Below are 22,742 nucleotides of genomic sequence, written 5' to 3' on the forward strand. Positions count from 1 at the left end.
TAATTTGGTTTTTTGCGCCTTTTTGCGTAACTTTGCAACGAATTATTGCTTTAACGAAAAGAAAGATGTCATCAGTAGAAATAAGGAGAGTTGCAGACAAAAAGGATTTGAAGGCATTCATCGAATTTCATTACGAGTTGTATGAAGGAAATCCCTATGATGCCCCCAATCTGTATAGCGACGAGGTTCACACCTTCAGTAAGGATAAGAATTCAGCCTTTGAGTTTTGCGAGGCAGAGTATTTCCTGGCCTATAAGGACGGAAAGCTGGTGGGCCGTGTGGCTGCCATCATCAACCATCGTTATAATAAGCAGTGGGAGCGTCCTGCCGTGCGTTTCGGCTGGCTCGATCTGGTCGACGATATCGAGGTGCTTCGGGCCTTGCTGGGTGCCGTTGAGGATTATGGTCGCAGCAAGGGCATGAAGGAGATCATCGGCCCTCTTGGTTTTACAGACATGGATCCTGAAGGTATGCTGACCTACGGCTTCGATCAGTTGGGCACGATGGCCACAAGCTATAACTACGAGTACTACCCCAAGCTGATGGAGCAGATGGAGGGTTACGTGAAGGATAATGACTATGTGGAGTATAAGCTATACGTGCCGAAGGATGGCATTCCCGAGAAGTACAAGCGTGTGGCAGAAATGACGATGAAGCGCTACAACCTCCATGTGCCCGATCTGAAGCGTAGTCAGGTGTTTGGTCCTGAGCAGTATGGTCAGAAGGTGCTCGATGTGGTCAATAAGACCTTTGCCCACCTTTATGGCTTTTCCCAGATGACCCAGCGCCAGAAAGACGAGTATGTGCAGATGTACTTCAAGTTCTTCTCGATGGATATGCTCTGTGTCATCGAAGACTGGAACACGCCCAATCACGATGTGATAGGCGTGGGAATCTCCATTCCTTCGTTGACCAAAGCCCTGCAGAAGTGTCGCAAGGGGCGTTTGTTCCCCTTCGGATGGTGGCACGTCATCCGGGCCCTGAAGTTTCATAAGACGGATGTCGTCGACTTGTTGCTCGTCGGCATCCTGCCAGAATATCGCGCCAAGGGTGCCAATGCCCTGCTGTTCTATAAGCTCATACCCGTCTATCAGAAGTACGGCTTTAAGTGGGGCGAGACTCATGTGGAGATGGAGACCAACAGCAAGGTGCAGGGCCAGTGGGCTTATCTGGAGAACGAACAGCATAAACGCAGAAGATGTTATAAGAAAGCTTTATGATAGAAGACAACAGCATAATCAGTCAACCTAATGAACAGGTAAACTACGATGAAGACAACATCCGCCACCTGTCGGATGTAGACCATATCCGCACGCGTCCTGGTATGTACATCGGACGCCTCTCCGACGGTTCGCAGCCAGAGGATGGTATCTACGTACTCCTGAAAGAAACCATCGACAACTCCGTCGATGAGTTCCGTATGAATGCTGGCAAGCGCATTGAGATCGATATTATAGACCATCTGCGAGTCTCTGTTCGCGACTATGGTCGTGGTATCCCTCAGGGAAAGATCATCGAAGCCGTCAGCCAATTGAATACGGGTGGTAAGTACGACTCCAAGGCCTTTAAGAAGTCGGTGGGAATGAATGGTGTCGGTATCAAGGCTGTCAACTTCCTGAGTTCCCATTTCGAAGCCCATAGCTATCGTGACGGACAAGTACGCAAGGTGGTCTTCGAGCGTGGTATCCTCAAGAGCGACGTTACTGAGCCCTCTAATGACGAGACGGGCACCTATATCATGTTCGAGCCCGACGACACGTTGTTTAAGAACTATTCCTATCGCGACGAGATCATCGAGAACATGCTCCGTAACTATACCTACCTGAACTCTGGTCTGGCCATCATGTACAATGGGCGCCGCATTATCTCTCGCAATGGTTTGGAGGATCTGCTTACCGATCGCATGACCAACGATGGCCTTTATCCCATCGTCCACCTGAAGGGCGAGGACATTGAGATTGCCTTTACCCACTCCGATCAGTATGGCGAGGAATACTACTCCTTCGTCAATGGTCAGCACACCGTCCAGGGAGGAACCCATCAGAGCGCCTTAAAGGAGCATATCGCCAAGACTATTAAGGAATACTTTGGCAAATACGAACCAGGCGACATCCGCACAGGTATCGTGGCAGCCATCGCCCTAAATGTCGAGGAGCCCACCTTTGAGAGTCAGACGAAGATCAAGCTTGGTTCTACGCAGATGTCCCCCAATGGTGTGAGCATTAATAAATATGTGGGTGACTTCATTAAGCAGGAAGTAGACAACTACCTGCATATACATCAGGATGTGGCAGAGGCCCTAGAGACCAAGATCAAGGAGAGTGAGCGCGAGCGCAAGGAGATGGCAGGTATCACCAAGAAGGCCCGTGAACGTGCCAAGAAGGCCAACCTTCACAACCGTAAGTTGCGTGACTGCCGCATCCACTATAACGACGCTAAGAACGACCGTAAGGAAGAGTCCTCCATCTTTATTACAGAGGGTGATTCTGCCAGCGGAAGCATCACAAAGAGCCGCGATGTAAACACTCAGGCAGTGTTCTCCCTGCGAGGCAAGCCCCTGAACACATTCAAGCTTACCAAGAAAGTGGTCTATGAGAACGAGGAGTTCAACCTCCTGCAGGCAGCCCTCGACATAGAAGACGGCCTCGACAACCTTAGATATAATAAGGTGATAGTGGCTACCGATGCTGATGTCGATGGCATGCATATCCGTCTGCTGCTTATCACTTTCTTCCTGAAGTTCTTCCCAGAACTCATCAAGAAAGGTCATGTCTATGTGCTGCAGACGCCGCTTTTCCGTGTCCGCAACCGTCGCACTAAGATCAAGAACAAGAAGGTGATAGCTGAGGCCGATGCCAAGTCTGGCAAGAAGGGCGACTTCATCACCCGCTACTGTTATAGCGATGAAGAACGGTTGACGGCTGTCTCGGAACTTGGTCCTGATCCAGAGATTACCCGTTTCAAGGGTCTTGGCGAGATCTCGCCTGATGAGTTTGCGGGCTTCATAGGTCCCGATATCCGTATGGAACAGGTGACGCTCCACAAGAACGACCAGATTCAGAAACTCCTGGAGTACTATATGGGCGACAACACGATGGAGCGCCAGAACTTTATCATCGATAACCTGGTGGTCGAAGAAGACCGCCCAGAAGAAGAATCTTATGATTAAATTCAATCAGATAACACGATGGGGCATCTTATCATTATGCCTTTTCGTCTTTTCGCATTTATCCGCACAGTTTCGTCCTTCTACGAAAGACGATTCGCCATTGAGGAAACTGCAGTATGCTGAGGTGGCCATCACCAATCTTTATGTCGATAGCGTCGATGAAAAGAAACTGGTAGAGGATGCCATCCGTGGAATGCTCGAGAAACTCGATCCCCATTCCACCTATGCCACCCCTAAGGAAGTGAAGGAGCTTAACGAACCTTTGAACGGCAACTTTGAGGGCATTGGTGTGCAGTTTAATATGATTGAAGACACGCTGCTCGTCATCCAACCCGTCACCAACGGCCCTTCAGAGAAGATAGGTATCATCGCTGGCGACCGTATTGTCTCTGTGAATGATACGGCCATTGCTGGTGTGAAGATGCCGAAAGAGGAAATTATGAAGCGTCTGCGTGGTCCGAAAGGTACAAAAGTCAAACTTGGCGTAGTGCGTCAGGGTATCAAGGATCAGTTGAAGTTTACTGTTACACGAGATAAGATTCCTGTGAAGTCAGTGGATGCTGCCTATATCATCCGCCCTGGCATTGGCTATATCCGTATTGGCAACTTTGGAGCCACTACCCATCAGGAATTCCTTGAGAGCCTTTCCAAACTCCGAAAGGCTGGTATGGTTGACCTCATTCTCGATCTTCAGGATAATGGAGGCGGTTATCTGAAAGCAGCTGTCGATATTGCCAACGAGTTCCTTCAGCGGGGCGATCTCATCGTCTATACCGAGGGTCTGAAAGTGCCCCGTATGGAGTATAAGGCCGATGGCCGTGGTGTGTTCCTCTCAGGAAAAGTGGTTGTCTTGGTCGATGGTTTTACGGCTTCGGCAGCAGAGATTGTCACGGGAGCCATTCAGGATCAGGACCGTGGTTTCGTTGTGGGGCGCCGAACCTTTGGAAAGGGCCTCGTACAGCGTCCTGTCGATCTGCCCGACGGTTCGATGATTCGTCTCACAATCGCTCATTACTATACCCCCTCGGGCCGTTGTATCCAGAAGCCATATAAGAAAGGCGACAAGAAAGATTATGCGATGGATATGGTGAATCGGCTTAAGAGTGGTGAGCTGACAAATGTCGACAGTATCCACTTTGTCGATTCGCTGAAGTATGAGACCCTTCGCCAGCACCGTACGGTTTATGGCGGCGGTGGTATCATGCCTGATGAGTATGTGCCTCTCGACACCACAATCTATACAGACTACCATCGACAGCTGGCTGCCAAAAGCATTGTCATTCAGCAGAACCTCCGCTATGTCGACAATCATCGTAAGGAATTAAAGGAGTGCTGGCCCTCGTTCGACGAGTTCAAACAGCATTTCGAAGTGCCACAATCACTCATCGACACAATCATTGCCGAGGGAGAGAAGCAGGAAATCAAGCCCAAGGATGAGGCCGAATTGGCCCAGACCATACCTTATCTCAGTCTGCAGCTGAAGGCCCTTATCGCCCGTGATATCTGGGATATGAGCGAATACTACTCTGTGGTCAACGAGAGCAGCGAGATGGTCCGCAAGGGGCTTGAAGTCATCAGCAAGTAGGGTTTACAAGATCTCCATCAATTGGTGGAGACTTGTGACCTCAAAGGTGACAGGCTCTGGGGCAGGATAGTCGGGAAAGCGGTTGAAGTAGGCAGTATCGAGGCCGACTTGCTTAGCACCTAAGATGTCGGTATTGAAGTTATCGCCAATCATCAGCGTCGATGCCTTGGGGGCCTTGGAGATCTCAAACGCATAGTCAAAGAATTGTTGCGAGGGTTTGTTGGCTCCCGCATCCTCGCTGAGGATAATGGTATCGAACATCTCATAGAGGCCACACGATTGCAGTTTCTTGTATTGCACCTCATGGAAGCCATTACTGCAGATATGCATCCGATAGCCTTTCTTCTTCAGGTAGTCCACCAGTTCACGGGCGCCCTCCACCAATCCTGGCTTCGTGGAACAGTAGTCCAGGAACAGGTCACTGGCCTTCAGGCAGTAGTCCTCCGTAGGCTCCAGCCCTTTTCCAAAGCTTAGAGGACGACGGAAACGCTCTACAATCAGATAGTCACGTGTAATCTCTGCTTTCGAGTAGCGTGTCCAGAGATCGATATTTGCCTTCCAATATTCATCATAGAATAGGGTAGGGTCAGGGAAGTAGTCGCCTAAGTGCAGGGCAACAAAGAGCTCTTGCAGGGCGATGACGGCATTGCCATGGGTATCATAGAGCGTATCATCGAAGTCGAGAAAGAGGTCGGAGTATTTCATATCGTACCTGATTTTATATGAGCCCAAAGTGTCTAAGGGCGTTTCGGATGCCATCGTCATCAACGCTGGTGGTCACATAGTCGGCAATCTCCTTCAGTTCGTCGATGGCGTTGCCCATCGCCACACCAATGCCTGCTCCGCGAACCATAGAACTGTCATTGCCGCCATCACCGAAGGCCATTGTCTGCTGAGGGTTCAGCCCTTGGTGAGCGGCCATTGCCAGAAGCCCCTCGCCCTTATCTGCCCCCTTGGCGGTGATGTCGGTAAAGGCAGGGTGCCAGCGTCCAGAGGTACAGCCAGGCAAACGACTCATCAACTCCCGTTCGTAATCCTTGTTGAAGAATGGCGTCAGCTGGAGGATACGCTGGTCGATAACTTCCTCAACGGCTTTTGCCAGATGCAGGTTCTTGACGGCCAACTGCTGCCCGAAGATATAGTCCACCTCACCCTTAGGGTCGAAAATAGCTACATCCTTCTCGCCAATGACAATCACACCATATTGTTTTTCTTGCGCATCCTTTACTACGAGCCGCGCTTCCTCTTGAGGGATCGACTTACAGCTCACCACGTCGTTGCCTACAAAGCAGAGGGCACCATTGGTGGTCACATAGCCGTCGATCAGATGCTCGATGGCACCAAGATTGGTAATGATAATCGGAGGACGACCAGTAGCAATAAACACCTTGTGACCATTGGCTTTCGCCTGGGTCAGTGCCAAGATGGTCGATGGCGGTATCTCATGGGTCTGGAAACTCACTAACGTTCCATCAATGTCGAAGAATAGGGCATATTTTGTCATTTCGCTTGCAAAATTACGAAAAATTTCGTATATTTGCCGTCGTATACTAAAATTATTTGAAAATGAAAAGACTTATCTCCCTCCTGACGCTGTTGATGACACTGCTCTCGGCTACTGCCGATGATACTTTTTGGTTAGGTGCAGATATCAGTGGAACCTCCGCCATAGAGGCTTTCGGTGGCCAACTCTATAATGCTCAGGGCGAGCCCTGTGAGAACACCAAACTGATGAAGGAATATGGTCTGAACGCTGCCCGATACCGTGTTTGGGTCGATCCTCGGGGTGGGTTTAGTAGTAAAGAGGATGTGCTCCGCTTGGCTCTTCGCGCTAAGGAGCAGGGCATGGCCATCATGATCGACTTCCATTACAGCGATTGGTGGGCTGATCCTGGTAAACAGAATATCCCTAAGGCCTGGGAGCAGATGACTTACGAAGAAATGTGCCAGGCATTGGCAAAGCATACTCATGAAACTTTGCAGCTGCTGAAGGATAATGGTGTTGACGTGAAGTGGGTACAGGTTGGCAACGAGACCACCAATGGCTTCCTCTGGCCAATGGGGCGTGCCACGGAGAACATGGCGCAATATGCAGGATTGACGCAGGCTGGCTACGAAGCCGTAAAGGCTGTGTTCCCAGACGCCATTTGTATTGTTCACCTCGATGGTGGCTGCGACCCCAAGCGCTACAAGTTTATTTTCGAGGGACTCAAGGAGCATGGCGCCAAATGGGACATGATAGGTCTGAGTGTCTATCCTTATTGGGACATCGATGCTGGATTGACCAAAACAGAAGACGAGACACTCGAGAAGGCCATCGCCAACATCAACCAGTTATGGGATCTCTGGCAGACGCCGCTGATGATTGTCGAGACAGGCTATGATGCCGATCGTGCCGAGGATGGCAAGTTGTGGATGACACGACTAATCAATGCTGCCCGCCATCAGACGAACGGCCATTGTCAGGGCATCTTCTACTGGGCTCCTGAAGCCGAAGGTCATTATCGCCTGGGAGCCTTCCGCAACCATCGTCCTACGGCCATCATGGATGCCTTTAAAGAAGCTGCCTCCAAGCAGTAATTAATAGCCGAGATTCTCGCCCACCAAAATCACGGTATGTTTGCCGTGTGGTGAATTGCGCAAGAAGTGGACGTAGTTGCAGATACTCTCTGGCGAATTACAGTTGTGGCAGACACCATCCACCTGACAGGGCGTCTTGATGTCGAAACGGGTCGCATTGATAGGTGAGGCCGTGCTGCGAGCCCTGGCCAGAGCAGCCTCCACCGTTTGGGTCACCTTGTTCAATCCGATGATAAAGATCACCTTCTTGGGTCCCCATGTAATAGCTGCCACACGGTTACCATTCCCGTCGATATTCACAATCACACCGTCTTCAGAAATGGCATTTGCACTCGACAGATAGACATCGGTCGTAAAAGCTCTGACATACATCTGCACTTTCTCCTCGTTGCCCTCTACGAGGTCGCGGTCCAGCACTTCATATGTTCCTTTCTTCCTAAGGGCATCAGGCAGTCCCATATCCCGTATGGTCATCGAACCGCCCCAAGTGATACTGCTGCCATCGGGAATCAGTTCTAACACTTTCTGAATGGTTTCCTCGGAGGTTTTACAATAGAAGGCCTCCATATTACGGCGTTTCAGATTCTTGATCATCCGTTCTGCCAGTCGTTCGTTTCTGAGTTCTTTGGGTGTCATAATCCTATTTGTTTAGTTAATCCTCGGCAAAAATACACATTATTAATAATACGTGCAAGAAAAAACGGCTAAACAATCCTAAAAGTTGGTATTTGGATAGAGGTCATTCGCAAAAAATCATTATCTTTGCAGCAATATCGAAGACAATGACATTGATTATAGGACTATTGATACCATTGCTGGGCACGATGCTTGGTTCTGCCTTTGTGTTCTTCATGAAGGACGAAATGTCTGTGAGGTTACAGAAGACGCTTCTGGGATTTGCCTCTGGCGTGATGGTGGCGGCATCAGTATGGTCGTTGCTGATTCCATCGATGGAGATGGTGGAAGATAGCGGGCGCTGGTCTGTCCTTCCTGCTGCTGTAGGATTCCTATTGGGTATGGGATTCTTGCTGATGATTGACGAGTTGACACCTCACCTCCATATCGGCACAGACAAACCCGAGGGTATGCAATCGCATCTCTCCAAGACAGCGATGCTGGCTCTGGCTGTCACCATTCACAACTTGCCAGAAGGTATGGCGGTGGGCGTGGTATTCGCTGGAGCAGAGAGCAGTGTCTCGAATATCTCATTGGCCAGTGCTGTAGCCGTAGCCTTAGGTATCGCCATCCAAAACGTGCCTGAGGGTGCTATTATCTCCATGCCCATGCGGGCAGCAGGCAATTCCAAGTGGAAGTCATTTGTGATTGGTTCGTTGAGTGGTGCCGTTGAGCCTGTAGGAGCCGTCGCCGTCCTACTCCTGGCCTCGATGCTGATGCCTGTCCTTCCTTATATGTTGGCCTTTGCTGCTGGTGCCATGTTCTATGTCGTTGTCGAGGAACTGATTCCTGAGGCCTCCAATGGTCAGCACTCTAACCTTAGCACCATCGGTTTCGCAGTAGGTTTTGTCCTGATGATGGTGCTTGATGTGGTGATGGGGTAGTTTAGCATATGTTTATTAAAGAAGTAATACCATCAATATTCGTTCATTGCTAACAAAAATGTTGCAATGAACGATTTTTATTATTAAATGAAACATTATTTATTGTAAATATAAGGTTTTTGACCTATTTTTGCAGCAGAATTCGATAACAATCAAATGAATAGTAAAATGAAAAGAACAGCAATTTCTATCGTGGCCGCCCTGCTGACGTCGCTGTCGGCACAGGCTCAGGTGAACCCAATGGTATTGAGTGAAAACCATGCGATGGTACGTCTGGAGACAGGATGCAAGTATGTATTGCTGCCTGTTGAGGAGAAGGCAGAGAATGCCAACATACGCATCATTGGTATGGAGAACCAGAGTACGCGTCGTCCGAATGTACGACTGGCAGTTGACAACGTAGACTATTACGTGCCCCTAGAGATAAAGGACGGTCAACTGCTTGATATTATCTTCCATGGCGACCGTCGTACGACAGGCAACATGAAAGGCTTTGCTTGCTGGAAGGAGATGAAGTTTAGTGATACTTTCGATACTACCAATCGCGAGAAGTTCCGCCCAGCCTATCACCATACGCCACAATATGGTTGGATGAACGATCCGAATGGAATGTTCTATAAGGACGGCGAATGGCATTTATACTATCAGTACAATCCCTATGGCTCTTTGTGGGAGAACATGACATGGGGCCATAGCGTCTCTAAGGACCTTGTCCACTGGGAGGCTTTACCATTGGCCATTGAGGCAGATGCCTTAGGCACTATCTTTAGTGGATCTTGTGTGGTAGACAAAGATAATACCGCTGGCTTTGGTAAGAACGCTGTCATCGCCTTCTACACTTCTGCAGGGGAGGCTCAGACTCAGTCGATGGCCTACTCAACAGATGGTGGACGTACCTTTAATAAATATGGAAAGAACCCCGTTGTTACTTTTAACGCACCCGACTTCCGTGACCCCAAGGTGTTCTGGTATGATGGCACTAACCGCTGGATTATGATGCTAGCCGTGGGACAGGAAATGCAGATCTGGTCATCGGCCAACCTGAAGGACTGGCAGAAGGAAAGCAGCTTCGGTAGTGAATATGGTAATCATGGTGGTGTATGGGAGTGTCCTGACCTGTTGAAGATCGAAGACAAATGGGTGCTGATTTGTAACATCAATCCTGGTGGACCTTTTGGCGGCAGTGCTACCCAGTATTTTGTTGGTGACTTCGATGGTCATAAGTTTACCTGCGAGTCTATGCCAAAGGTAACGAAGTGGCTTGACTATGGTAAGGACCATTATGCTACCGTTTCATTCTCAAATGCGCCCGATGGCCGTACTGTGGTTCTGGCTTGGATGTCCAACTGGCAGTATGCTAACCAGGTGCCCACAAGACAGTTCCGCTCAGCTAACTCTATAGCTCGTGACCTAGGCCTGTTCAAGGATGGCGAGGAGACCTATGTCAGTGTGATACCCTCGAAGGAAACACTGGCTATGCGTGGTAAGAAAATCAAGAACCCGACAGATGCCTGTGAGATTGTCGTCGACGTGAAGGGCTCAATGGAGTTGATACTCTCCAACACAAAGGGTGAGCAGGTTGTCATGAAATACGATGCTCAGAAACAGACCTTCGCTATGAACCGCAAGCAGAGTGGAGACATCAGTTTCAGTGAAGCTTTCCCGATAGAGACTACAGCTCCCACCCATGGTGCTCTGAAACAGCTTCGCCTCTTCATCGACCATAGTAGCATTGAGGCCTTTGCCAGTGACGGAAAGATGGCGATGACCAATCTCGTATTCCCCAACGAGCCTTATAACACGCTGAAAGTGAAAGGCGGTAAGGCAACCATCTACGAGATTAAATAGTAAATAATCAAATAACATACAACTATGAGTAAAGTTAACAAACTTGCCCTTGTTCCTGTGATGCTCTGCTTCTTCTGCATGGGCTTCGTAGACTTGGTGGGCATCGCTTCGAACTATGTGAAAGAAGATTTGGCCCTAAACGATTCGACAGCCAACATCTTTCCTTCGCTGGTGTTCTTCTGGTTCCTGATCTTCAGTGTGCCAACGGGTATGCTGATGAACAAGATCGGGCGTAAGAACACTGTGTTGCTCTCGCTTGGCGTGACTGTACTGTCGCTGCTGATTCCTCTGTTTGGTAATAACTTCGCTATCATGCTGATCTCATTCTCGTTGTTGGGTATTGGAAATGCTCTGATGCAGACATCGTTGAATCCGCTGGTATCGACCGTTATGGGTGGTGGTAATCTGGCTTCTACCCTCACTTTCGGACAGTTCATTAAGGCCATCGCCTCGTTTCTGGCTCCTTATCTGGCTATGTGGGGTGCTACTCAGGTGATTCCCTCGTTCGGCTACGATTGGCGCATCCTCTTTGGCATCTATTTCGTTATCGGTATTCTGGCTACCGTCCTTTTGGGTGTGACGCATATCGATGAGCCCAAGATTGAGGGTAAGGCTTCGACCTTTGCTGAGTGCTTAAAACTGCTCGGCACCCCCATCGTATTGTTGTCGTTCTTTGGTATTATGTGCCACGTGGGTATCGATGTTGGTACCAACACCACAGCTCCGAAGATCCTGATGGAACGCTTAAACATGACACTCAATGAGGCTGCCTTTGCAACCAGTCTCTACTTCATCTTCCGTACCATTGGTTGTCTGACGGGCTCGTTCTTCCTCCGTGTATTGCCTACGCGTACATTCTTTATTATCAGTGTTGTGATGATGGCACTCTCGATGTGTGGACTCTTCATCGGCACAGAGAAATGGATTCTCTACACGGCTATCGCACTGGTGGGTTATGGCAATAGCAACATCTTCTCTATCTGTTTTGCTCAGGCACTCACAGCAATGCCTCAGAAGCAGAACGAGGTTAGTGGTCTGATGATTATGGGCCTTTTCGGTGGAACGGTATTCCCGTTGTTGATGGGTTTTGCCAGCGATGCCATCGGACAGGCAGGTGCTGTATTGATCATGGCCCTCGGCGTTATTTATCTATTCACCTATATCAAACAACTTAATACAGAAAAAGCATGAAACGTTATATTGTAGGCCTCGGTGAGGCATTGTGGGATGTACTTCCCGAAGGTAAGAAATTAGGTGGCGCTCCTGCCAATTTCGCTTATCACGCAGCACAGTTTGGTTTGGATACCATTGCCATCAGCGCATTAGGCGAGGATGCACTGGCAGAAGAAACCATCGATGCTCTGAAAGAGCACAATCTGAACTACCTGATGCCACGAGTTCCTTATCCTACGGGAACGGTGCAGGTAACACTTTCCGGTGAAGGTATCCCCACGTATGACATCAAGGAGAATGTGGCCTGGGATAATATTCCTTTCAATGCAGAGATGGAAGAGATTGCAAAGAGCGCACGGGCTGTCTGCTTCGGTTCACTGGCTCAGCGTAATATTGTCAGCCGTGAGAATATCCGCAAGTTCCTTGATGCCACACCCGATGACTGTCTGAAGATCTGTGACATCAACCTGCGCCAGCAGTTCTATAGCAAGGAGATCCTTGAGGATTCGTTCTGTATCTGTAATATCTTGAAGATTAATGACGAGGAGCTGGTTGTTGTCAACCGTATGTTTGGTTATGATGGACTGGATATGCGCCAGACCTGTGAGAAGATTGTACAGGATTACCACCTGAAGATGCTTGTGCTGACCTGTGGTACAAATGGCTCGTACGTCTTTACTGATGACGGACTGACATCGTTCCAGGACACACCGAAGGTTGAGGTGGCTGACACCGTGGGTGCCGGCGACTCGTTTACCGGTTCGTTCTGTGCTTCAATCATCAATGGCCGACCAGTACAGGAAGCCCACAAGACGGCCGTTCAGGTCAGTGCCTATGTATGCACTCAGAACGGTGCCATGCCTATCATACCAGACAAACTGAAAAAAGCATAATATCCATTAAGAGGTTCAGTTTCTTACTGAACCTCTTTTTTTATTCCTCCCTTTGTTACATTTTTCCAAAAATATTTGGAATTTCCGCAAAGTTTTCATATCTTTGCAGCACCTATTACTAACGCCGGTATACCAATGCGCAAGTTTTTATTTTACCTGATTGCACTTACAATAGTTCTATCTTCTTGCTCTAAAAGTGAGAAGACTTATAAGATTGCTGTGTCTCAGTGTTCGGAAGATATATGGCGTCATAAGTTGAATCAGGAGTTGGTAATGGGCACCTATTTCTATGATGACGTGGAGCTGAGTTTTGCCTCTGCTGATGATAGTGACGAGAAGCAGATAGAACAGATCAACCAGTTTGTCAATGAAGGTGTCGATCTGTTGATTGTGGCTCCAAACCAGGTTTCCACCGTTTCGCCTGCCATCGACAACGCTTTCGACAAAGGGATTCCAGTCATAGTCTTTGACCGGAAGACCAACTCAGAGAAATATACGGCTTCTATCGGAGCCGATAACTATGAGATGGGTTCGCTGATGGGGGAGTATATAGCTACTCAACTTGGTGGAAAAGGTCGTGTGTTGGAGATTATGGGACTAAAGGGGTCGTCACCCGCCATCGATCGTCATAACGGCTTTGTAAAAGCACTTGCCGCCTATCCTGGTATAGAGCTTGTCGCTTCGCTGCAAGGCGACTGGACAGAGGAAAGTGCCGTCAAAGCTATCAAGGACTATCAAGGCGACCTTACTCATATTGATTACGTCTTTGGTCAGAATGACCGTATGGCCGTGGGTGCCTCGAAGACGCTGGCCAGCAAAACTACGAAATACTGTGGCATCGATGGTCTTCCTGGAAAAGGGAACGGTATTGAATGTGTTCGCGATTCGGTGCTGGAAGTCTCCTATATCTATCCCACTCATGGAGATCAGGTGCTCCAATTGGCGATGAACATCCTGGAAGGGAAACCTTACGAGAAGGACAATCCTTTGATGGCGTCGCTTGTCACCAAAGACAATGCCAAAGTGTTGCTGCTGCAGAACGAGGAACTGGTGCGCCAAAGTAACAATATCAATTTGTTACATAGGCAAGCTGACAACTACCTGCAACAGCTTAACAGCCAACGTTTGATAACGTTGCTTTTGGCTATTGTCATATTTGTAATCACTGTCAGTGGTATGATTATTGTTTCCAACATGCACCGCCGTCACCGTCTGGAGCGCCAGGCTTTCTCAATGGTGGTAAACGTACCGGTAGAAGATGAGCCGGCAGAGGTGGCTCCTGCTCCGGAACAGCCGCAGATTACGACTGTGACCCCAGAGGAACAGGCACATATAGAAGCGGGATCTGATGCCCGATTCCTGGAGAAGCTTCGTGGTCTTGTACAGGAACAGATGGGTGAGAGCTCTTTAAGTGTTGAGACCTTGGCCGAACAGATGGGCGTCAGCCGTGTTCAGCTATATAGAAAAGTGAAGACGCTGACAGGTCGTACACCTGTCGATATTATCCGCTTGAGTCGTCTTAACCGTAGCAAGGTTTTGCTGGAGACAACCGATAAGAATGTATCCGAGGTTGCCTATGAAGTAGGGTTTACTGCCCCCTCTTATTTCACCAAATGTTTCAAAGACGAGTTTGGCATTAGTCCTTCCGACCTTTAAGTTAGCAAAAATCGTTCATTTCTTCGCAAATTTGTTACACTGAAACAATTTTTGCATGGAATGAACGATATTTTTACGCCCTCACGCGAATTGCTTAGTACCTTTGCAGCAAATATTTCAATTCATTATGAGTACTAACAATTTAAACAAGTCAACAATGGAAAAACTAAAGAAACTATTTCTGAGTTTTGCACTCCTGCTTGTCAGTACTATTATGTACGCGCAAACGGAGATCAGTGGCACGGTGGTCGACGCTACAGGCGAGACAGTTATCGGTGCCACAGTGATGGAGAAAGGGACCTCGAACGGTACTATTACTGATTTCGATGGTAACTTCAAGATTAAGGTGAACCCTGGTGCAATCCTGGTGTTCTCCTACATTGGCTTTGAGACACAAGAAGTGGCTGCAAAAGATGGTATGCAGATCACGATGAAAGACAATGCCAAGGAGCTGGCTGAGGTTGTGGTTACTGGTTACCAGACACAGCGTAAGGCCGACCTTACCGGTTCGGTATCAGTTGTTGAGACGAAGGATCTGAAGACTTCATCGGATACCGACCCCATGCGTGCCTTGCAGGGTAAAGTTCCAGGCATGACCATCACCAGTAACGGTTCTCCTGTCGGTGCAGGTACCGTCCGTATCCGTGGTGTGGGATCGTTCAACTCTTCACAGGATCCTCTGTTCGTTATCGACGGTGTGCCTACAACGACCAACCTGAACACTCTGAATATGAATGATATCGAGTCGATGCAGGTGTTGAAGGACGCTGCCTCTGCTTCTATCTACGGTTCTCGTGCTGCTAATGGTGTGATCATCATCACCACCCGTAGCGGTAAGAAGGGCGACAAGGTAAAGGTTGACTTCTCTGCCAATCTGACGGCCCAGTTCTACACCAAGCAGTCGATGATGGACCTGGCAAATACCGCTCAGTATGCCACCTCAATGGCTCAGGCTGCCATGAACGACGGCCTCGATCCCGAGCAGTATGCCAACAACTACGGTCTGACACTGAATGCCGCTTCAGGAACACCTATCAGTGCATACGACCCTGCAACAGGACAAATGCGTCAGTTTACTGTTAACGGTCTTTACGACGGTTATATTAACCTGAAGCGCACCATGCGTTTCAGCGACACCGACTGGCTGAAAGAGATTTCACGTACAGGTTTCGCACAGAATTACGACCTCTCTATCTCTAATGCTACCGAGAAGACATCGGCACTCTTCTCTTTTGGTTACAAGAAGAACACTGGTATCCTGAAATATACCGACTTTGAGAGCTTCTCAGGTCGTATCAATACTAGTTTCAAGGTGAACAAGATGATTACCGTGGGTGAGAATGCTACTATTTCCTATTCTAATCAGGTTGACTGCCAGCCTCTGGAGAATGCTCTGAAGATGGCTCCTACAGTACCTGTTTATGAAGAGGACGGTGTAACCTTCTCAGGTCCTGTCGGTGGCATGTCCGACCGTCAGAACCCCCTGCGTGAGTTGTATCACAACCGCGACAACCGCCTGAAGATGTGGCGTGTTTTCGGTAATGCATTCGTTAACATCGAGCCTATTAAGGGCCTGTTGCTCCGTTCAAACTTCGGTCTTGATCTGTGGTCTGAGAATATTCACAGTGTGACTTACACCTGGCATTCAGACGTGGTGAACAACTCTACGCCTTCTGCAAACATGGGTTACAAGACCGATGTGAAGTGGACTTGGTCAAATACGGCCAACTATAGCTTCAACCTTGGTTTGGATCACTCTTTCATTGTACTGGGTGGTATTGAGCTCCACAGAGATATCGAGGACAGGGCAAATGCCTATGCACAGATGTTTGCTATAGAGAACTACGACTATATGTATCCCGATGCAGCTACCGGCACCCAGCGTGCAAGTGGTATCCAGGAAGGCTACAACCTCGTTTCTTTCTTCGGAAAGGTTGACTACAACTTCAAGGACCTGCTGCTCGCTTCGTTCACCATCCGTCACGACGGTTCAAGCCGTTTCGGTGAGAACAACCGCTATGGTACCTTCCCCGCTGCTACACTTGGTTATCGTATCTCACAGCATCTGGGTCAGAGCTGGATCGACGATCTGAAGATTCGTGCATCTTGGGGTCAGACTGGTAACCAGGCTATCTCTAATTACGCCCGCTACGGACTCTATGCAGCTACCTATGGTGGTGGACGCAATGAGTCGACAGCATACGACCTCGCACTGCAGGGCAGTGGTATCTTCCCCTCTGGCTTCCGTGCTACTCAGGCTCAGAACAACGACCTGAAGTGGGAGACCACAGAGCAGTGGAACCTCGGACTTGACTTCCGTTTCCTCGGCAGCTCTATCTATGGTACATTCGATACCTATATTAAAAAGGTAAAGGATATGCTGATCAATCCCGCCTACCTCGGTTCGATGGGTGAGGGTGGTGCAAGCTGGCTCAACGGTCCCAGCCTCCAGAACTGGGGTATGGAGCTCTCACTTGGCTATCGCCACACTACAGAGTATGGTCTGAAGTACGACATCAACGGTAACGTCGATTTCTATCGTTCAAAGGTTACTTACCTGCCTGAGACAACAACTGGTTCGTATGTCCACACTGCTAAGGAGAACCTTGTAGAGTCGAAGAAGCCTTACGGTTCAATCGTAGGTTATGTAGTCGACGGATTGTTCCAGAGCCGTGAGGAGGTTCTTGCCTCTGGCCAGGACAATGCCCGCGTAGGTGGTCTGAAATATGCCGACCTCGATGGTAATGGTATCATTAACGAACAGGACCAGACCTGGATTTTCAATCCGGTGCCCAACTTCTCTTGGGGTCTGAACTTTGACATCAGCTATAAGGACTTCGACTTCAATATGTTCTGGCAGGGCGTTGCCGGTCAGGATGTCTACAACGACCAGAAGTTCCAGACTGACTTCTACAGCATCACCGATGCCGGTTCTAACAAGGGTAATCGTATGCTTGGTGCATGGACTACAGCCAACACTGGCAGCTCTATTCCTGCCCTGACCACTAACAATACCGGTGGTGAGAATCGTGCCTCTACATATTTCGTAGAGAATGGCTCTTACGGAAAGCTCCGTCAGGTTCAGATTGGTTACAACTTGCCTAAGAGCCTTATTGGCAAGCTGAACATGACAAGTGCACGCGTTTATATCTCTGGTCATAACCTGCTCACCATCAAGAGTAGTTCGCTGACCTGCTCTGATCCTGAGAACCCACGTTGGATGTATCCTAACAGCACTAGCCTCTCATTTGGAATCCAGACCTCTTTCTAAAGGTAAAAGGGTAAAAAAGTAAAAGGGTAAAAAAGTAAAAAGGTAAAATAGTAAAATAAGAAAGATTATGAAGACAATATATCAAGCAATCTGCGCAGGTCTGATCGTTTGCGGTGCACTTACCTCTTGCAATAAGTTCATCGACGTTGAACCCAAGGGTGTCATCAGCGAGGGTCTGGCTATGAGTCAGCCAGAGGAGATGGTGACTGCAGCCTATGCCAAACTCGGCGACGACTGGTATACTTATCCGTTTAATTTGTGGCCTTATGGCGACGTTTCTTCCGACGATGCCATGAAAGGTGGTTCAGGTACTACCGATACCAACTACCATCCTGTAGAGGTTTGGTCGACACTTACAGCTTCGACTCCCGACCATATGGACGAGCTCTGGTATCATCTCTACTGCTCAGTAAGCCGTTGCAACCGTGCTTTGGTAGCGCTGGCTGATGCTGGCGACAAACTGGATCCTCAGACAAGAACCATCCGTGAGGGTGAGGTCCGTTTCCTCCGTGCCCACTTCTATTTCAAGCTCGTACAGCTCTGGAATCAGGTGCCCTGGATCGACGAGGAGGTCTATAGAGTTCACTCTGAGGAGCAGACTCGTAACGATGAGTTCACTCACGAAGAGTTGATGCAGAAGATTGTGGCCGACTTCAAGGCTGCCTACGATGTACTGCCTGCCGTTCAGGCTGAAGGCGGACGCGCCAACAAGATTGCTGCTGCTGCCTATCTGGCCAAGTGCTATCTGACAATGGCTTGGGGCGACGGTTATGAGGCAAACACTGGTGTGAGCCATATCAACAGCCAGTATATGCAGGAAGTACTGAAGTACACCCAGGAGGTGGCCAGCTCTCAGTATGGTTATCTCGAGGACTATGGCGACATCTTCCTGCCTGAGTACAAAAACTCTAAGGAGAGTGTCTTCGCTGTACAGCACTCTGACTATCAGGATGACAACACCCTCTATGGTCGTGCCAACTGGAGCAACATGCTTAATGGCTGCTGGCAGATGTGGTCATGCGGATGGGACTTCCACAAGCCCACACAGAATCTGGTGAACGCTTTCAAGACCAAGGACGGTCTGCCCATGTTCGACGACTATAACAAGGAGATTTCATATCCTATTAACGGTGTGCCCAATGCTCAGAAGTGGGATCCGCGTTTGTTCCACACTGTTGGTATGCCTTCCTTCCCCTACAAATACGAGGCTCAGTACACGATGACCAAGGACAACTCTCGTACCCCGAATACCTACGGCTACTATGCTTCACTGAAGGAAGTTCCGCAGCGTTCAAAGGGTGAGACCTTCGACAACCCCTGGCAGGCTTTCGCCATGAACGACTATGTGTTCCGCTACACCGATGTGATGCTGATGCGTGCTGAGGCTATGATTGAGACAGGCGACCTGGAAGGTGCCCGCACCATTATCAACGACATCCGTCAGCGTGCCAAGAACTCTATCTCCAAGCATATTGCATACGCTGCCGACCAGTGTGATATCGCCCTCTATCCCCAGACCTACTTCCAGGATAAGGATACGGCTCGTAAGTGCCTGCGCTGGGAGCGCCGCCTGGAGCTCGCTATGGAGAACGGCCGTTATTTCGACCTTCGCCGTTGGGGTATAGCCTCTACTACCCTGAATGCCTTCTTTGAGACAGAAAAGAATATGGAGTATGATGGTCAGACCTATGCACAGTATTATAAGGATGCCCATTATACACCTGGCAAGAACGAGTACTTCCCATTGCCTTATATCCAGCTCTACTACGTACCTGGTCTCTATACCCAGAACAAGGGATACAATTAAATTGAAAATGTTAATTGACAATTGAAAAATAAGCGTTATGAAAAAGATATTATTTATTATAATGGCGATGTTTGCCTTGGTTCTGACTGCTTGTCAGAACAAGGACATCGAGCGCGAGGCCATGAAGCTTCAGGCACCCGATGCATCACAGATCACAGGTCAGCTTTCTGGCGACAACTACACCTGGACGTGGCCTGCCCAGAACGGTGAGATGCGAGTAGCGATCTATCGCAACGGAACCCTCTCGGGGATTGAGACCGTCAGCGGCAACTCCTTTACACATAAGGATGTGCCTACAAATGTGCCTTTCGAGTATGTGTTCAAACTGACCGATGGTGCCAACATGTCGGCAGGTGTCATCAAGTCCTACACCCGCGAAGGTGCTACCAGCATCAGCGGTGTACAGATGAGTCAGGTCGACAAGGATGGTGGCTATGATGCCCTGATAGAGTGGAACAAGGCTGCCGATGCCTCAAGCATCCTGCTGACTGCCACCAACGGCAAGCGCACCATCACCGAGAGCCTTTCAGGTACAGCCACAAGCTATGTGATTAAAGATGTTGTGACTGGCGAGACATGGTCTGTCGTCCTGGTAGCCCAGAATGAGAAGGGTACGTCACTCTCTACGTCATCATCCCTCCGCATCGGTAAGACTGCCATCGGATTCCTCAGCGTATATGCTACTCCCGAGGAGTTGGTAGCCAACGGTGATGATGATGAGGCCTCTGCATGGCTCTGGCTCCACGAGACTTATCCTACTGCTAAGTTCGTACCGTTCACCAGCATCACTTCTAGCGAGGTTGTTGAGCCGTTCCGCGTTCTCTTCTGGCTGCGCGACCTTGAGGGCGTGAGCGAGAGCGACGTTTGGAACATGCCTGCCAGCGTACAGGCTGCCACACCAGTGATTAAGGAGTGGTATAAGGATGGTGGAAGCATGCTGCTGTGGAGCCACGCTACCGTATATGCCGGACATCTGGGCCGTATCAGTCTCGACGAGATGAAGGGCAACGACCACGCATTCGGCTTCGGTGTAGGCGGCTTCAATCCCGACACCTGGAAGATGGCTGTCGAGCTGAATCCCGACCATAAGTTCAAGAAGGATCATTCAACACATCCTATCTACAGAGGACTCGAGGTTGAGACGACACAGGACACCAAGCTCATCGCCTTCAAGGGCCCGGGTTGGACTGAGGATCACAACTGTCTGTACTTCAACCTGCCAAGTCTCTGGACAGGTATTGGCAACACCGAGGAGGCTTGCTATGCACAGTGCACACAGACCTACGGTGTCTATCCTCTCGGCACATGGGATAGCCAGATATGGTGGGTAAGCCAGATGAATGTCTGGGAGGCTCAGCAGGGTAACACAGAGTTCAAGGGTACACTCCTCTGCATCGGTAACGGTGGTTGCGAGTTCTCAATGAAGAACCCCGACGGTACACCTGACAAGAGCGCACACCCGAAGAACAATGTCTATCAGGACAATGTGCTCACGCTGGCTAAGAACTCTCTGGAATATCTGAAGACAAGGTAATCAGGCAATACCGGAAATAAAGACTATGCGAATGCTAAAACGAATATCCTCGATGGTGGTGACCGCTGTGATGGCGGTTACCATCATTGGCTGTTCGGGGGATGACCCCAAGTCGGATCCTACGCCGACTCCAACCCCCACGCCTACACCCACCCCGACCCCGACGCCGACTCCAACGCCGACGCCTACACCGGTATCCGGTTACAACGAGCAGTACCGTCCACAGATCCATTTTACGCCAGCCAAGAACTGGATGAACGATCCCAATGGAATGGTTTTCTTTGATGGAACGTATCACCTCTTCTATCAGTACAACCCGCTGGGCAACGACTGGGGAAATATGTCGTGGGGCCATGCCACCAGTACCGATCTTGTTCACTGGAAAGAGCAGGCTGTAGCCCTGATGCGCGACGATCTGGGTGATATCTTTAGCGGTTCGTGTGTCATCGACAAGGACAATACCGCTGGCTTCGGAGCCAATGCCATGGTAGCTCTTTATACCTCGGCGGGGGATGGCAAGCAACAGCAGAGCATAGCCTACAGCACTGATGGAGGCGTTAACTTTACACGTTTCTCTGGCAACCCTGTTATCAGGAACAACGACGACAATCTGCGTGACCCCAAGGTATTCTGGCATGCCGACACCAAGCAATGGGTGATGGCACTGGCTAAAGGCATGGCCAAGGGAATAGACTTCTACACCTCGCCCGACCTGAAATCGTGGACGCATCAGAGTAAGTTCTTCACCCAGTTGTCTGGCCTCTCGGGAATGGATAACGTACAGTGGGAATGCCCTGATCTGCTTCAGTTTGGCAATAAGTGGGTTCTCATTGTCAGTGTGAACCCCGGCGGTCCAGTGCTCGGTTCTGGCACCATGTACTTTGTGGGTCAGTTCGACGGTAAGGAGTTCAAGGCCGATGCCCTCGACTATCCGCTCTGGCTCGACTATGGTATGGACAACTATGCTGGTGTCAGCTGGAGCAATACTGGCGACAGAAAGATGATGATTGGCTGGATGAACAACTGGAGTTATGCAGGTGCCGTGCCTTGCTCTCCCTGGCGTTCGGCCATGACCCTGCCTCGTGAGCTGAGGCTTACGGAGCATGCAGGCAAACCCCTGCTCTGCAACGCTGTAGTGAGCGAGATCGACAAGATTGCAGGCCAGTGGCAGACTGTCAGCACCGAAGCCCTGCCTCTCGATGCTGCGAAGTCGGCTTATCAGCTGCGCCTCAATATCAGCATGGACAAGAACTCTACCATCACGCTGAGCAACGGCAATGACGAGAAGTTTGTCATAGAGATCACAGCCTCGTCACGTGTACTTGCTGTCAAGCGTACGGCTGCTACAGGAAAGTCCTTCGGAACCTTCTCCGTACCATCCATGCGGGCACCGCTGAATGTTGATGGCGACAAGGTGGCGATAGACCTGTTTGTCGATCAGTCGTCAGTAGAAATCTTCACTCAGGATGGAGCAATGGCAATGACGAACCTTGTGTTCCCCAACTCCATCTACGATGCGCTGACCGTCAGTGGTGCCACCTACGAGGCCCAGGTGCGGTCGCTGACTCGCATTTGGTAAATACATTTATAGTTCGATTTATACATAAGATTGGTTTTTGTTAATTTTCTAATATTGTTAATTAGAGTTTGTGTTAGAGCGAGGCCTG

At 49.5% G+C, this 22,742-nt stretch carries 16 protein-coding genes; 13 read left to right on the forward strand and 3 right to left on the reverse strand.

Features of this window, described 5'->3' with window-relative positions:
* Positions 1–65: 65 nt before the first annotated feature.
* From BMY16_RS07780 to BMY16_RS07790, 3 genes are read left to right on the forward strand one after another with little or no spacing between them, the layout of a single operon-like run.
* Positions 66–1,220 (forward strand): N-acetyltransferase, encoded by a 1,155-nt coding sequence (locus tag BMY16_RS07780; protein WP_091841413.1) that lies wholly within the window; start codon positions 66–68, stop codon positions 1,218–1,220.
* On the forward strand, positions 1,217–3,169 hold the full coding sequence (locus BMY16_RS07785) for a DNA topoisomerase IV subunit B (RefSeq protein ID WP_091841415.1): 1,953 nt from the start codon (positions 1,217–1,219) through the stop codon (positions 3,167–3,169). The genes BMY16_RS07780 and BMY16_RS07785 overlap by 4 nt, the downstream gene beginning before the upstream one ends.
* Positions 3,162–4,754, forward strand: a complete 1,593-nt coding sequence (locus BMY16_RS07790) for a S41 family peptidase (protein ID WP_091841417.1) — start codon at positions 3,162–3,164, stop codon at positions 4,752–4,754. Before BMY16_RS07785 ends, BMY16_RS07790 begins: the two co-directional genes overlap by 8 nt.
* Positions 4,755–4,757: 3 nt before the next feature.
* Here the strand turns inward: BMY16_RS07790 and BMY16_RS07795 are convergent, their stop codons facing one another.
* Together BMY16_RS07795 and BMY16_RS07800 are read right to left on the reverse strand one after the other, a co-directional pair.
* Complete coding sequence (locus BMY16_RS07795; protein ID WP_091841419.1) at positions 4,758–5,459, reverse strand: YjjG family noncanonical pyrimidine nucleotidase; 702 nt, start codon at positions 5,457–5,459, stop codon at positions 4,758–4,760.
* Positions 5,460–5,472: 13 nt separating this feature from the next.
* Positions 5,473–6,258 (reverse strand): Cof-type HAD-IIB family hydrolase, encoded by a 786-nt coding sequence (locus BMY16_RS07800; protein ID WP_091841421.1) that lies wholly within the window; start codon positions 6,256–6,258, stop codon positions 5,473–5,475.
* Positions 6,259–6,320: 62 nt separating this feature from the next.
* Here BMY16_RS07800 and BMY16_RS07805 point away from each other — a divergent pair, with 62 nt between their 5' ends.
* On the forward strand, positions 6,321–7,334 hold the full coding sequence (locus BMY16_RS07805; protein WP_091841423.1) for a glycosyl hydrolase 53 family protein: 1,014 nt from the start codon (positions 6,321–6,323) through the stop codon (positions 7,332–7,334).
* Here the strand turns inward: BMY16_RS07805 and BMY16_RS07810 are convergent, their stop codons facing one another.
* A complete protein-coding gene (locus tag BMY16_RS07810) occupies positions 7,335–7,970 on the reverse strand; it encodes a lactate utilization protein (RefSeq protein ID WP_091841424.1) in 636 nt (211 codons plus the stop codon).
* 146 nt (positions 7,971–8,116) lie between these two features.
* On the opposite strand from BMY16_RS07810, the gene BMY16_RS07815 reads away from it, so the two are divergent.
* The 9 genes from BMY16_RS07815 (at position 8,117) to BMY16_RS15480 (ending at position 22,654) form a co-directional block, all read left to right on the forward strand.
* Positions 8,117–8,893: a ZIP family metal transporter gene (locus BMY16_RS07815; RefSeq protein ID WP_091841426.1), complete on the forward strand. Its 777-nt coding sequence runs from the start codon at positions 8,117–8,119 to the stop codon at positions 8,891–8,893.
* Between the two features lie 168 nt (positions 8,894–9,061).
* The gene (locus tag BMY16_RS07820) at positions 9,062–10,741 is read left to right on the forward strand and encodes a glycoside hydrolase family 32 protein (RefSeq protein ID WP_244512976.1); all 1,680 of its coding nucleotides are present in this window, start codon (positions 9,062–9,064) and stop codon (positions 10,739–10,741) included.
* Positions 10,742–10,765: 24 nt separating this feature from the next.
* A complete protein-coding gene (locus BMY16_RS07825) occupies positions 10,766–11,932 on the forward strand; it encodes an MFS transporter (protein WP_091841430.1) in 1,167 nt (388 codons plus the stop codon).
* Positions 11,929–12,807, forward strand: coding sequence for a carbohydrate kinase family protein (locus BMY16_RS07830; RefSeq protein WP_091841431.1), 879 nt, complete (start codon positions 11,929–11,931; stop codon positions 12,805–12,807). The genes BMY16_RS07825 and BMY16_RS07830 overlap by 4 nt, the downstream gene beginning before the upstream one ends.
* A 219-nt stretch (positions 12,808–13,026) precedes the next feature.
* On the forward strand, positions 13,027–14,463 hold the full coding sequence (locus BMY16_RS07835) for an AraC family transcriptional regulator (protein WP_244512977.1): 1,437 nt from the start codon (positions 13,027–13,029) through the stop codon (positions 14,461–14,463).
* Between the two features lie 157 nt (positions 14,464–14,620).
* Positions 14,621–17,734 (forward strand): SusC/RagA family TonB-linked outer membrane protein, encoded by a 3,114-nt coding sequence (locus tag BMY16_RS07840; RefSeq protein WP_091841513.1) that lies wholly within the window; start codon positions 14,621–14,623, stop codon positions 17,732–17,734.
* Between the two features lie 67 nt (positions 17,735–17,801).
* The gene (locus BMY16_RS07845) at positions 17,802–19,541 is read left to right on the forward strand and encodes a RagB/SusD family nutrient uptake outer membrane protein (RefSeq protein WP_091841434.1); all 1,740 of its coding nucleotides are present in this window, start codon (positions 17,802–17,804) and stop codon (positions 19,539–19,541) included.
* A gap of 37 nt (positions 19,542–19,578) precedes the next feature.
* Entirely contained in the window at positions 19,579–21,075 is a 1,497-nt protein-coding gene (locus BMY16_RS07850) for a DUF4960 domain-containing protein (RefSeq protein ID WP_091841436.1), read from the forward strand.
* 31 nt (positions 21,076–21,106) lie between these two features.
* Positions 21,107–22,654, forward strand: a complete 1,548-nt coding sequence (locus BMY16_RS15480) for a glycoside hydrolase family 32 protein (RefSeq protein ID WP_170836043.1) — start codon at positions 21,107–21,109, stop codon at positions 22,652–22,654.
* Positions 22,655–22,742: the final 88 nt, after the last annotated feature.

This window comes from Prevotella sp. ne3005 (assembly GCF_900110085.1).
GTDB lineage: Bacteria > Bacteroidota > Bacteroidia > Bacteroidales > Bacteroidaceae > Prevotella.